The following is a 13,048-nucleotide window of genomic DNA, read 5'->3' as shown; positions in this document are numbered from 1 at the left end:
ACCTCGTTCTCGGGTGGTGGCGGCGATGCCACCGCTTGCGAAGACCGGCCGCCCAGGCAGGGGCGGGACCAGTGGATCAAGATTTCTGGGATTGCAACATGCTGATGAGTGAAACGTTGACGATGTCCGCGACGCTTGCGCCGCGGGAGAGGTCGTTGACCGGCGCGGCCAGCCCCTGCAGGATCGGCCCGTAGGCCTGTGCCCCGGCGAGCCTTTGGGTGATCTTGTACCCGATGTTTCCGGCCGCCAAGTTGGGAAAGATGAAGACATTTGCGTGTCCGGCCACCGTTGAGCTTGGGGCCTTGGACGCGGCCACCGATTCGAGCAATGCGGCGTCGAATTGCAGTTCCCCGTCGATGCTCAGTGTTGGCTCGGCCGCCCGGGCCAGGGCGGTTGCCGCGCGGACCGTGGAAATGCTTTCGTGCTCCGCGGATCCGGCGGTGGAAAAGGAGAGCATGGCGACGGCCGGTTCTTCGCCGGTGAGGATGGCGAAAGTCCGTGCCGTGGCGCGGGCGATGTGCGCCAATTGGGTGGCGTCGGGCGTCGGGATGACGGCGCAGTCGCCGTATCCCACATAGCGCCCGTCGGCCAGCCGCATCAGGAAGGAGGAGGAGATGCTTCCGGTGCCCGGGTCCGTGCCCACCACGCGCAGTGCCGCTCGCAGCACGTCGGCGGTGGGCCGGGTGGCACCGGCGACGGCGGCCGAGGCCAGCCCCGCCGGAACCGCCGCGACCGCCAGGAACAATGGGTCATCCATCCACCCGGCGGTCCTGGCGGGGCCGAGGTCCGCGACCTTGCCCGCCAGGAGCGTCCCGGCGGCACTGTCGCGCAGCTCGGCCACGCACAGGACGGTGGTGGCATCGGTGAACGTGACCCCTTCGGCGAGCGCAACCGCCTTGATGCAATCGCCCTCCCCCACCAAGATGGTCTCCACGCCGATCTCGCCCAGCACCCCGGCGGCGGCAATGGCCCGCGGATCGTGCCCGTCGGCAAGGATGACCGGTCCGCGGGAACCTTGGTCCGGGCCTGCCAGGAATCGGGCCAGGATTTTTTCGTCGACACCCGCGGGTCTCACCGTTGCGATGGCCATGGGACGATTTCCTCCCCTTGTCCGCTAGACCGCGGCCAGGGTGACGGCCGGCGACTTGAGGTAGCTGTCGGCGGCACTCATCACGTGGTGGACCTTGTCCAGCAAGTCATCGAGCACGTCCTGGTCGGCGACCAGGGGCGGGGAGAGCACCAGCATGGTGGCGCCGCGGTTGTCCGGGCGGGTGATCAGGTTGACCTCGCGCATGGCCTTGGGCATTACCCTGGTCAGCAGGTCCTTGGATTCCTCGGCCGTGAGCTCGCGTCCGGTTTCCCGGTTGCCGGTGAGCTCGATGGCGTAGAAGAATCCGGTCCCGCGGTATTCCTTGATGCTGGTGTGCGCCGAGACGATCTTGTCCAGTCCGTTCTGGAAGTACGGTTCCAGGCTCCGGACGTTGCCCACGATGCCTTCTTCCTTGAGCGCGGTCATGTTGGCCACCGCCACCGCGGTGGAGACCGGGTGGCCTCCCCAGGTGGCGCCGTGGGTAAAGATGCCCGCCAATGGCGAGGAGAGCATGGCGTCGGCCAGCGGTTTGCGGATAATGACCCCGCCCAGCGGCGCGTAGCCGGAGGTGGAGCCCTTGGCGAAGGTGATCAGGTCCGGGACCACGTCGTACTTGATGCTGCCGAACCATTCGCCGAGGCGGCCGAAGCCGGTGATGACCTCGTCGGCGACCAGCAGGATGCCGTGCTCGTCGCAGATGGAGCGCAGTTCCTGCCAGTAGCCGGCCGGCGGGACCAGTGCGCCGCGGGAGTTCTGCACCGGCTCGGCAAAGAGCGCGGCGATGGTGTGGGCGCCTTCGCGGGCGATGACCTCGCGGATCGCCTGGATCGAGGGCAGGTCCGCGGCGGATCCGCCTTCCGGGATGACCTCTCCCAAGGTGTTCGGGACGTGGAAGACGCCGGGCATCAGGGTGCCGAAGGCCTCCTTGTAGGCGGGGATCCCGGTGACGGCCAGGGCGCCAAGGGTGGTGCCGTGGTAGGCCATGTTGCGGGCGATGATCTTGGTGCGCTCGGGTTCGCCCTGCCCGCGGTGGTACTGCCGGGCAAACTTGATGGCCGACTCGACGGCCTCGGAACCGGAGTTCACGAAGAAGACGACGTCGAGGTCCCCCGGGGCCAGCCCGGCGATGAGCGTGGCGGCATCCACGGCCGCCGGGTGGGCCGAGCCCCAGTTGGTCCAGTAGGCCAAGCGCGACATCTGCTCGTACGCGGCCTTGGGAATGTCCTGGCGGCCGTGGCCGATGTTGGCGCAGAAGAGCCCTGCCAGTCCGTCGAGGAACTTGTTGCCGTCCTCGTCAAAAAGGTAGCTTCCCTCGCCCCGGGTGATGATGGGCAGGTTCGGGTCGTTCCACACCTGGCCTGTGGTGAAGTGCGGGTAGAGATGCCGCTGAGCACGATTGCGGATATCTGAGTTGGTCACGAGACCCCTCCATTCAAGGTTTTCCTGTCGGGTCCGCGGGCGCTTCCTTGCCCCGGGGATCCCCGCGCCACCCGACGTTGCCGTGTGGTGTGTATCACTCTGCCCCCATGCTGGGCCCTTTCCCAGAACCAAATCGGCTTCCCTTTTTAGGTACCAGAGGTTGGGGCTACACGTAGATCCGCGGCACGCTGGTCCCCACGCGGGTCAGGATCTCGTACGGAATGGTGCCGGAGGCCTCCGCCCACTTCTCGACGTGCGGCTCCCCGGCATCCCCGGGGCCAAAGAGCAGCGCCGCGTCCCCGGCCGAGACGTCGTCGTCGCCCACGTCGATGACGAATTGGTCCATGCAGACCCGGCCCAGGACGCGGTAGCGCACGCCACCGACCTGGACGGGACCCACCGAGCTGGCGCTGCGGAAGACGCCGTCGGCGTAGCCCAGCGGAACGACCGCCAGCGTGGTCTCCCCTTGCGTGGATTCGGTGTGGCCGTAGGAGATCCCGGCGCCGGCCGGGGCGCGCTTGGTCTGCACAACGGCAGCGCCCAGGGACATGGCCGGCCGCAGCCGGGGGCAGTGGGTGCGTTCGGATTCGGGGAGCGGGTTCACCCCGTAGACGGCGATCCCGGTGCGGACCATGTCGAAGTGCGCCTCCGGGGTGGCGAGGGTCGCTGCGGAGTTGGCGATGTGGCACAGCGCGGGGTCCAGCCCCAGGGACCTGGCCGTGTCGATGGCGTGCCTGAAGACCTGCAGTTGCGCAGCCACCGAAGGGTGCCCCGGCTCATCGGCGCAGGCCAGGTGGGACCAGACTCCCACCACCCGGATCCGTCCGGCGGCTTCCAGCGCCCGGGCCGCCGTGCACAATGCCGGCCAGTCGGCGGGCGTTGCCCCGCCGCGCCACATCCCGGTGTCGATCTTCAGGTGGATCCGGGGAACGCCGCCGGCCCCGATTCCGGCGTCAGCGATCTCCCGCAATTGCCCCACCGAATACGCGGCAAGTTCGATGTCCTCGGCGATGGCCCGGGCGTAGGGTGCGCCGGGCGCCGCCAGCCAGGAGAAGAGCGGGGCGTCGATCCCGGCTTCCCGCACGGCGAAGGCCTCCTCGAGCACGGCGGTGCCCAGGTAGTCGGCTCCGCCTTCGAGGGCTGCGCGGGCGGCGGGCACGATGCCGTGTCCGTAGCCGTCGGCCTTGAGCACCGCCAGCAGCCGGACGCCGGCGGCGACCTTCCGCAGCGCCCGCACGTTGGCGGTGATGGCCGCCGTTTCGATGAAGGCTGCCCGCTGCGGCACCGCGCCGAGGGCCGTCTGCGGCCCGGGGGCCTGGTTGTTTTCGAGCGTGCTGGAGGGATTCATTGCGACGTCCTTGTCGTTGGTGGGGTGCGCCGGTGCGCGGGCAGGGGGCGGCGGGCGGCAAAATGCCCGCGCTAGCTACAACTGTTCTGCAGGTGCGCCGTTCGGCACAGATCCAGATCGGGCAGGGTTCAATGGGTCCACAGGACGTGAAGGAGCCTCTCCCTGCCGCCCGGTGAGCCCGGAGAGCCCGGCAATGACGCGGCCCAGTTCCCTGATGCCCGGCCGGATGGCCTCGAGCTTGATGGCGGCGAATCCCAGGCGGAAGTGGTTCCGGTTGGCTCCTGGATCATCGTAAAAAACGTCCCCGCGCTCGATGACGATTCCTGCCTTCAGCGCCTCGGCCGCCAATTCCACGCAGTCCAGGTCCGCGGGGCCGGTGATCCAGACGCTGACCCCGCCCGGAGGCGCAACGACCTTGAAGGGCACGAATTCCTCCAGCGCCTCGGTGAGCACCTGCCACTTGCGCTGCAATTGGGTGCGGCGCCTCGAAATGGTGCGGTGGTACTGGCCCGATTCGATCAGCAGCGCCATGGCGCGCTGGGGATGGCCGGGGATGTGCCGGATCTTGTAGCGCCGCTGGTTCCGCAATTCGGTGATCAGCTCCGCCTCGGCCACCAGGTAGCCCATGCGCAGCCCCGGGGCCAGGAACTTGGTGAAGGATCCGAGGTAGATGACGTGCCCGGAATTCGGCAGCGCCTTCAGCGCCGGGGTGGGCTTGCCGCGGTAGCGAAACTCGGAATCGTAGTCGTCCTCGATGATCAGTGCCCCGGCGTCGCGGGTGCTCGCGAGGATTTGCTGGCGGCGGCTGCCCGAGAGGGTGACGTTGGTGGGGCTGTGGTGGCTAGGGGTGAGATAGAGCAGGTCAAGGTCCCCGAAGTCCGCGGGTGGCACCAGGCCGTGCTCGTCGACTTCCAACGGACGCAGCGTGGCACCGGTGCGCGCGAAGGTGTGCCGGGCATCGACATACCCGGGGTTCTCCACCCCGACCACGGTGTCGCGGCCCATCATGGTCTGCGCCAGAAGGTCCAGCCCCTGTTGGGAGCCGGCGGTGATGAGGATGTTTTCCGGCCGGGCCTGGATGCCGCGGGCCGGGAGGACCCTCTTGCACAGCACCTCGAGAAGGTACGGGTCGTCCTCGTCCACCGAGTCGCGCAGCGAGTAGAAGAGGTGTGGTGCGTCCATGGCGTCGCGCAGTGCCCGGGACCAGGCCAGGCGCGGGAAGTCGCGCTCGTCGACCTGCCCGGCCACGAACGGGTACGGGTGGCTCGACCAGTTGCGGACCTTGGTGATCTCCGGCATCCCGGCATCCTCGCGCGGGCGGATGTGCCGGGACCAGTCGACGGCCGACCCCTCCGCCGTGGCGGCGGCGCGGCCGAGCTCGCGGTTGCGCAGCATCTGGATGTTGATGAAGTAGCCGCGGCGCGACCGGGACTCGATCATGCCCGAGGCCAGCAGCTCCTGGTAGGCAGCATTGACGGTGTTGCGCGAAAGACCGAGCTCCCGGGCCATCTCGCGCGACGAGGGCAGGGGCTGCTCCGGCACCAGGGTGCCTACGAGAATCTGGTGCTCCAGCGCCTGCCGCAGCTGCCGGTACAGCGGCTCCCCCGACCCGGCCGACACCGCGATCGGAGCCCTGACCCCTTCGCGGGGTTCCGGCAAGTCTGCGGGGTTGGCGGGGCGCGGGTTCCTAGACGTGGCCATGGTTGGCGCCCGCAGGTACCGGGACGTAGAAGCGCGGGATGACCACAATGGGCACCGGCAGGGCACGCAGCATCTTGTTCGCGGTGGACCCCAGGAAGATCCGGCTCCGCTCCGCCAGGCGGCTGGAGCCGAGCAGGACGATTTCTGACTCGTCCCAGTCAAGGGCATCCACCGCGGCCTCTGTCGAGCGGCCCTGGGCGACGTCGGCGGTGACAATCGTCCGGTTCCGCACGCCCGCGATGGCCGTCTCGAGGGTCTGCCGGGCGTGCTCGCGCGCCGCCTCGATCCGGTCGCCGTGGTGCTTTTCGCCGTCCATGGCCACCAGCGAGATCAGCCGCAGCGGAACGTGGCGGACTGCGGCGGAATCCACCGCGGCCTCCAGGACCGAATCGGCCCCGGTGCGGGTGCCCAGCGCACAGGTGATGCGGGTGATTTCCCGCGGCGGGAGGTAGCCCGAGGGTGCCAGCGCCACCGGGACCGGCGAGGAATGCAGCAGGGCGTTGGCCACGGAGCCGACGGTGAACCGGCGCAGCGGCCCGGTGCTCGCTGCTCCCACCACCACCAGGTCCGCCTTGAACGCCGACACCGCCTCGAGCAGCCCTTCGGCCATCGATGCGGCAAAACGAATGTGGGTCCGCGCAACCATGCTCGAGGGCACCAGCGCCAGCGCCCGGTCCATCCATTTTTGGGCTGTCTGCTCCAGGAACTCCTGGTAGACGCGTTCGCTGCGGGTGGCTGCAGCGGCCGGCGGGACGCCGGGAAGGATGTGGACCAGATCGATCTCGGCATGCGTGGGAGCCGCCAACGACCTGGACAGCGCCAGTGCCAGGGAGATTGCCTCACGCCCGCGCTTGTCCTCGGTGCAGCCAACGACATACCTCATGGCGTGGGCTTCCCCCCTTCATTGGGAGTAGATTCGGGTTTTCCCCCTTATGCCTACCAGTTCGCGGGGCAGGGCGGAAAGAATGACGCACCTGTGACGCGGCGCACTATTTGTCCATCGAGTGCTGCGCCAGGAAGGAATACACCTCGGTCTCGTCCACGCCAGGGAAGGCACCCTGTGGCATGGCCGCCAACAGATGCGTCTGGGCGCGGGCGCTGGGCCAGGCCTGGCCCGCCCACTGCTGCTGCAGCTCCAGCGGCGGGCGGCGGCAGCAGGACTCGTCCGGGCAGGTGGATACGGAGCGCTCGGTGGTGTCGCGGCCACGGAACCACTTCACGTGCACGTAGGGCACCCCGATGCTCAGCGAGAACTTCCCGGTGTTGGAACGCTCGGTCCGCGCGGTGCACCAGAAGGTGCCGACCGTCGTGTCCGTGTACTGGTTGTAGGCGCTGAACTGGTCGGCCACGTCGAAGACCTCGCGGCTGGTCCAGTGCCTGCACACCGACTGCCCCTCGATGGCACCGATGTGGTCCATCGGGAAGTTCACGCCGTCGTTCTCGTAGGCCTTGTGGATGATGCCGGACTCGTGCACCTTCTGGAAATGCACCGTGATGCCCAGGTGCTCGGTGGCCAGGTTGGTGAAGCGGTGGGCGGCGGTCTCGTAGGAGACCGCAAAGGCGTCCCGGATGTCCTCGACGGCGAGCTCGCGCGCGCTCTTGGCGTGTTGCAGGAAATCCACGGTGGCCTTTTCCGGCATCATCAGGGAGGCCGCAAAGTAGTTGGTGGCCACGCGCTGGCGCAGGAACTCGGCATAGTCGGACGGGGTGGCGTGGCCCAGCACGTGGTGTCCGAAGGCCTGCAACAGCACCGAACGCGTGGAATGCTCCGAACGCTGGGACTGGGTGAGGTAGACCCGCATGTTCTTCAGGTCGGTGACCGAGCGGGTGGAGTGCGGCAGGTCCGAGACGTTGTGCAGGGAGAACCCCAGGTGCGCGGCGATGTCGGCTACCTGGTGGTGTGAGAGCGGACCGGTGGTGTGGCCAATGGCCTTGAGCACGGCCGCGGCTTCCTTCTCGATCGCCGGAAAATAGTTGTTGCGTGCCTTCATCTCGCCGCGCAGCTCCGCGTTGGCGCGGCGCGCTTCCTCGGGGGTGGCGGATTGCTCGTTGAGTCGCCGTTCCAGCTCCCCCTGCAACCCGACCAGGGATTCGAGCACGTCCATGGGCGTCCGAGAGGAGATGCGCACCTTGGGCAGTCCCAGCGACTGGTAGAGCGGTCCGCGCTGGGCGCGCTCCAGCTCGATTTCCAGTGCCGCGCGCCGCGTGGGAGGTGCGGCACCGAGCAGCTCGTCCAACCCGACGCCGAAGATGGCGGCGAGCGACTTGAGCATGCTGAGCTTTGGCTCGCGCTTGCCATTTTCCATCAGCGACAGTTGGCTGGGCGCTGTGCCCACGGCCTCTGACAGGTCATCGAGGGTCATGGCCTTGGCCTTGCGCAGGTGTCGGATCCGGCGGCCGAGGGAGATGATGTCCAATTGCTCGGCGTCTTCGGGCGACAGGATGCTCTTGTCCGACGTTGCGGGCCGGTTCCATGTGGGGGTGCTCACATTTTCAGGGTACGCGAAGAAGTGAAGATCTTCCCAGCGATTGGCCAGAAAGGCTGCCCTGAAAACACCAAACATGCGTTTCAGCGAAGTTGCATGCCGAATCCGCCAGTCTGCACAACCGTCCACGAACCCCCGGGACTCGATGTGGAGCTACTCGCGTCCGGTTTTCCCGCCGCCCAATGGGGGTTGTGCCCGACCAACCGCCCTGACAGCATTAAACCGGTGACTGACCATGCGAAATACCTCGAGGCCTACGACGACCAGCTCCGCACGGACGCCGAAACGCCCAGCGCGATCCGGGTTGACCTGCTGGACACACTGCGCCTGGTGACGTTCGCCGGAGGGCGCGGCTTCGTGACGTACAGGGATCTGGGATCCGTTGACAAAGTCGGAATCGCCACACTCGTTGGCCGGGCGCTCGACCATTTCCGCAAGGATCCGACGATCGCCGGCATCGAGTGGAAAAGCCGGGGGCACGATCATGCACCGGGGTTGCACGAGGCACTGTTGGCCAATGAATTCCTGCCCCACGAGCCAGAATCGATCATGATCGGAGCCCTCGAAGGATTATGTAAAGATGTCCCGACCCCGGACGGGGTCGGCCTGCGGCGGATCACCAGCGATTCCGATGTACGGATCATGAGCGAGATGGTCGAGCAGGCCTTCGGCAACCCCTCAAACACCCGTCTTGCCGATGCACTCATCAACCGACTGGCGCGCAACGACGGCATGGAGCTGTGGGTGGCCGAGACCGACGGGCGCATGGTCGGCGCGGGCCGGCTCGAGCCCGTGCCCGACACCGACTTTGTCGGCATCTGGGGCGGCTCCACCCTCCGGGCCTACCGCGGACGCGGCATCTACCGCGCCCTGACGGCTGCGCGGGCGCGGTCGGCGTTGGCGGTGGGCAAGAAGCTGGTCCACAGTGACTCGACGGAGTACTCGCGACCCATCCTGGAACGCTCCGGCCTGCTCAAGGTCTCCACGACCACGCCCTATTACTGGTCGCGCTGAGTCCGAAGGCCGCGCCGGCCGGCTACGCCCTTTTTGACGCGCCGATGGCCCAGACCCGCGGCAGGGCAGCGCCGTTGACGGAGTGATCCCCCACCAGGCGGGCCTTGTAGACCCAGGGGTTGTGGTTGCCGGCGGTGCGGGCGTTGCGCCAGTGGCGGTCCAGGTTCTTGGCGGTGCTGGTGGCCGAGGCAGCCAGCGCATCGAAGGCGTGGGTCACGGCGTTCAGGACCAGCGGGGTCAGTGCCACCTGCGCCTGGGCCGAGGCGAGTTCCGCGGCGTCGTTGGCCGCTTCGTCCTCCTGCGCCGTGGCGTCCCCGGCGTGGAGCGCGACGGCGGTTGCGTAGGCGCGCTGCAGGGAATCCGCCACGCGTTCCACCGCGCCGGCGGCGACGAATGCGGCGGCGGATACCTCACCGACGATTTGCAGCAGCTGCGGGTCTTCACCGGCGACGTTGGCCGCGGCGTGGCTGAAGGTGCGCTTGCGCGCGGCCAGCTCTGCGGCGAATTCGCGTTCGACGGCGCGTGCCGTTCCCGCCAGCACCGCCAGCAGCACCTCCTGGTAGAAGGCAGTCTGGTACTTGAACCGGGTGTCGAATTCGATGAGGTTCTGCGCCGTGACGATGGCGTCGGTGTAGGTGGAGGTCCCGGTGCCGGTGGTGCGCTGGCCGAATCCGTCCCAGTCGTCCTCCAGCTGTACCCCGGGTTGATGGGCGTTGACTACCGCAATGACCCGGCTGCCGGTGTCGGTGCGCTGGGCGTAGGTGTCGATCCAGTCGGCGTAAATCGACCCGGTCGAGTAGTACTTGGTCCCGTTGACCACGAACCCGCCGGTGTCGTCGGGGCTGACCTTGGTATTCACCTCGCCCACGGTCACGGTCCCGATCTCGGTCCAGGCACCGCCTACCAGCTCGCCGGCGACAAAGCGCGCCAGCCACGCGTCGCGTTCGGCGCCGGGGACGGCGACGAGCCGGTCCTCCACGAAGGCGAAGTGGCTGCGCAGCGCCTGGGTGATGTTGGGGTCTGCCGCGGCTAGCTCGGTGAGCAGCTCGAAAAGCTCGGGCAGCGTGGCCCCGGCACCTCCGTGGGATTCGGGAACGCGAACCGCACCGAACCCGGCGTCGGCCAATGCCGCGACTTGTTCGCGGGGAAGTGACCCCGTGCGGTCGCGCTCCGAGGCACCGGCGGCGATGTCGGCGAAGAGCGGGGCGAAGCGTGCCGAAAGCTGCTCGAGCCGGCTGCGGTTCAGGGATGTGGTGGTCATGGTTGGACTCCTTTGTATGGGAAGGAAAGCGGGACGGGGCTTAGGTGTAGAGCGAGAGCGGTTGCAGCTCTCCATGCAGGAAGTGGGCGCCGACCTCGATTTTCTTGTAGTCGACCGGGTCGTGCAGGGTGTGGGTGCGCACATTGCGCCAGAAGAGGTCGAGGCCCACGGAATTGGCCGTCGAGCTGGCGCCGGTGACCTCATAAATGCGGTTGGCGACCTCGATGCCGGTCTCGGTGGCCACCACCTTCAGCTCGGCGATGGCGATGGCGTAGTCCCCGCGCTGCTCGGCCGTCAGCTCGTTGGACCGGGCGACCTCGGTATCGAAGCGTCGGTTCAGCTTCTCGGCGAGCGCCTCAACCGCTGCTGTGCGGGCCTTCAGTTCCCCGATGGCGCGCTGGAAGACCACGTCGTGCGCATAGCTTTCGGCGTTTGAGAGGAACCAGGCGTTCTTGCGCGCCAGCAGCAGTTCCCTGCCCTTGGCCAGCGCGCCCTGGGCGACGCCGAGGTAGAAGTTGCCGAAGCCCAACTGCACCCCCGGCGTCAACAGCGAGGCGATGGGCTCGTCGGTGACCGGCCCGAGGATGTCCTCGGGCAACACCGCGACATCGGTGTACCGCACCGAGCCCGAGGCCGTCAGCCGCTGGCCGAGGTGGTCCCAGTCTCCCACCAGCTCCAGGCCCTCCCGCCCGGTGTCCAGCACGAAGGCCAGCACCTTGCCGTCGTTGGTTCCGCCTTGGATGACGGCGTTGACGATGATGACCTCGCCCACCCCGGAGCCGGTGGAGAAGCGCTTGAACCCGTTCAGCCGGTAGCCCTCGCCCTCTTCGGTGAGCACCAGGGTGGGGTCCACGGGGTTCACCGAGTCGCCCCAGAGCCAGCCGCCCTCCACAGTGCGGCGCCACCAGGCCGGCTGGTCCTCCGGGGCCGCGTAGAAGCCGATGCCCGCCTGGTTGAAGTAGTGATAGGCCAGTAGCTGGGAGATCGAGCCGTCGGCGGTGGCCAGGATCCGCACGGCGTGGAAGGAGGACTCGAAGTGTCCTCCGCCACCGCCGAACTCCGCCGGGACCAGCAGATCCAGCAGGCCTGAGGAGCGCAGCAATTCCGTCTCCGCATGGGGTGTCGCGTTGGCGCGGTCCCGGGCCAGGGCATCAGTGGCAAGGGTGTCGGCCACCGATTGGGCGATGGCGCTCCAGTGGGCGATCTCCGCCTCGTCGGCGTGCCCGCTCCAGGGGGTGCGGCGCAGGGTCTCGGTGCTTGTGCTCATGTGCTTGCCTCTTTCCTAGGAGTGGTTCGAGGCCAGGACGGCCTCGGGGGTGGCGCTGGCCGCGGCCTCGGCTGCGGAGGGCTTGTCCGCATAGGCGCCGCGGTAGGCTGCCGCCGGGTGGGTGTCGGCGACCTTGGTGTTGCCCTGCCCGGCCACGTACTCGCGCAGCGTGGAACCTTCGTAGCCATCCCAGGCGCGTCCGCGCTTGCGCAGTTCCGGGACCACCAGGTCGGAAAATTGCTCGAAGGACCCGGGGGTCACGGCGTAAGCCAGGTTGATGCCGTCGAGCCCCGATTCGTCCACCCAGCGCTCCACCTCATCGGCAACGGTCTCGGCTGAACCGACAAAGACAGGGCCGATGCCGCCGATGCCCAGGTAGTCGGCGATCGCATTCGGCGTCCACGACTTGGTGGCATCCGCGGTGGTGAAGATCGACAGCGCGGAGCGCGCAGCATTGGTGTCGATGTACTTCAGTTCGTCCTCGCCGGCGTACTTACTCAAATCCAGGCCCGACCAGCCTCCGTAGAAGGTCATGGCGCCCTCGCGGGAGGAAAAGGACTGGTATTCGCGGTACAGCGCCTCGGCCTTGGCATCCGAGTCGGCGACCACGGTGGTGACCAGCGCGTAGAGCTTGGCCGCATCGCGCGGTCGGCCGACCAGCTCGAGTTCGTCGCGGATTGCCTCGGTTTGCCGGCGTGTGACGGTGGTGTTGATCGAGTTCAGGAAGATCCCTTCGGCGTGCGTGGCGCCGAAGCGCCTGCCGCGTGAGGATGCCCCCGCCTGGAAGATGGCAGGGGTGCGCTGCACCGAGGGCTCGGAGAGGTGGATTCCGGGCACCTTGTAGTACGTGCCGTCGTGGTTGATCGGGTGCACCTTGGAGGGGTCGGTGTAGATTCCGCGCTCCCTGTCCTTGACGACGGCGCCATCCTCCCACGAACCCTCCCAGAGCTTGTAGACGACCTCCATGAATTCATCGGCGAGGTCGTAGCGCTCGTCGTGTCCCAGCTGGCGCGTGTAGCCCAGGTTCCGCGCGGCGGATTCGAGGTAGCTGGTGACAACGTTCCAGCCGATGCGCCCGCCTGTGAGGTGGTCAAGCGAGGAGAACTTGCGGGCCAGTGCGTAGGGCTGTTCGTAGGTCAGCGCGCTGGTCACCGCGAACCCGAGGTTCTTGGTCACCGCCGCCATCGCGGAGACCTGCATGAACGGGTCGTTCAGCGGGACCTGGTCGGCGTCCAGCAGTGCCGGGGCGCTGGAGTTTTGGTAGACGTCGTAGATTCCCAGCACGTCGGCCAGGAAGAGGGCGTCGAAGCCGCCGGCCTCGAGGGTCTTTGCCAGGGAAGTCCAGTATTCGAGGGTGTTGTAGGTATCCGCCTGATTTTCCGGGTGGCGCCAGAGCCCGGGGCTCTGGTGGGTCGGGGTGGTCATGTCGAAGGCATTGAGGGAAATGCGTTGTGCCATGGCG

At 67.7% G+C, this 13,048-nt stretch carries 10 protein-coding genes; 1 reads left to right on the top strand and 9 read right to left on the bottom strand.

Annotated features, from left to right (window positions below; genetic code table 11):
* Positions 1 to 76 precede the first annotated feature (76 nt).
* The 6 genes from OIU93_RS09905 to OIU93_RS09880 form a co-directional block, all read right to left on the bottom strand.
* Positions 77 to 1,090, bottom strand: coding sequence for a phosphotransacetylase (locus OIU93_RS09905; protein WP_264269906.1), 1,014 nt, complete (start codon positions 1,088 to 1,090; stop codon positions 77 to 79).
* 24 nt (positions 1,091 to 1,114) lie between these two features.
* Entirely contained in the window at positions 1,115 to 2,509 is a 1,395-nt protein-coding gene (locus OIU93_RS09900) for an aspartate aminotransferase family protein (protein WP_264269905.1), read from the bottom strand.
* 166 nt (positions 2,510 to 2,675) lie between these two features.
* The gene (gene alr, locus OIU93_RS09895; protein ID WP_264269904.1) at positions 2,676 to 3,857 is read right to left on the bottom strand and encodes an alanine racemase; all 1,182 of its coding nucleotides are present in this window, start codon (positions 3,855 to 3,857) and stop codon (positions 2,676 to 2,678) included.
* Positions 3,858 to 3,932: 75 nt separating this feature from the next.
* Positions 3,933 to 5,558 carry a PLP-dependent aminotransferase family protein gene (locus tag OIU93_RS09890; protein ID WP_264269903.1) on the bottom strand — a complete coding sequence of 542 codons (1,626 nt, stop codon included), beginning with the start codon at positions 5,556 to 5,558 and terminating at the stop codon, positions 3,933 to 3,935.
* Positions 5,545 to 6,441, bottom strand: a complete 897-nt coding sequence (locus OIU93_RS09885; RefSeq protein WP_264269902.1) for a universal stress protein — start codon at positions 6,439 to 6,441, stop codon at positions 5,545 to 5,547. The genes OIU93_RS09890 and OIU93_RS09885 overlap by 14 nt, the downstream gene beginning before the upstream one ends.
* Positions 6,442 to 6,547: 106 nt before the next feature.
* Positions 6,548 to 8,122, bottom strand: a complete 1,575-nt coding sequence (locus OIU93_RS09880; protein WP_264269901.1) for a helix-turn-helix transcriptional regulator — start codon at positions 8,120 to 8,122, stop codon at positions 6,548 to 6,550.
* A 147-nt stretch (positions 8,123 to 8,269) separates the two neighbouring features.
* On the opposite strand from OIU93_RS09880, the gene OIU93_RS09875 reads away from it, so the two are divergent.
* Positions 8,270 to 9,058, top strand: a complete 789-nt coding sequence (locus tag OIU93_RS09875; protein ID WP_264269900.1) for a GNAT family N-acetyltransferase — start codon at positions 8,270 to 8,272, stop codon at positions 9,056 to 9,058.
* A 22-nt stretch (positions 9,059 to 9,080) separates the two neighbouring features.
* Here OIU93_RS09875 and OIU93_RS09870 read toward each other — a convergent pair whose 3' ends face one another.
* Genes OIU93_RS09870 through OIU93_RS09860 form a run of 3 tightly spaced genes read right to left on the bottom strand, consistent with a single transcriptional unit; the run spans position 9,081 to position 13,044 of the window.
* Complete coding sequence (locus OIU93_RS09870; RefSeq protein ID WP_264269899.1) at positions 9,081 to 10,319, bottom strand: acyl-CoA dehydrogenase family protein; 1,239 nt, start codon at positions 10,317 to 10,319, stop codon at positions 9,081 to 9,083.
* A gap of 40 nt (positions 10,320 to 10,359) precedes the next feature.
* Complete coding sequence (locus tag OIU93_RS09865) at positions 10,360 to 11,586, bottom strand: acyl-CoA dehydrogenase family protein (RefSeq protein ID WP_264269898.1); 1,227 nt, start codon at positions 11,584 to 11,586, stop codon at positions 10,360 to 10,362.
* 15 nt (positions 11,587 to 11,601) lie between these two features.
* Positions 11,602 to 13,044, bottom strand: coding sequence for an LLM class flavin-dependent oxidoreductase (locus OIU93_RS09860; protein ID WP_264269897.1), 1,443 nt, complete (start codon positions 13,042 to 13,044; stop codon positions 11,602 to 11,604).
* Positions 13,045 to 13,048 lie beyond the last annotated feature (4 nt).

The organism is Paeniglutamicibacter sp. ZC-3 (assembly GCF_025847175.2).
In the GTDB taxonomy this organism is placed as follows: Bacteria; Actinomycetota; Actinomycetes; order Actinomycetales; family Micrococcaceae; genus Paeniglutamicibacter; species Paeniglutamicibacter sulfureus.
The sequence above is the reverse complement of the archived record's forward strand: the minus strand, read 5'-3'. Positions and strand labels throughout refer to the sequence as shown.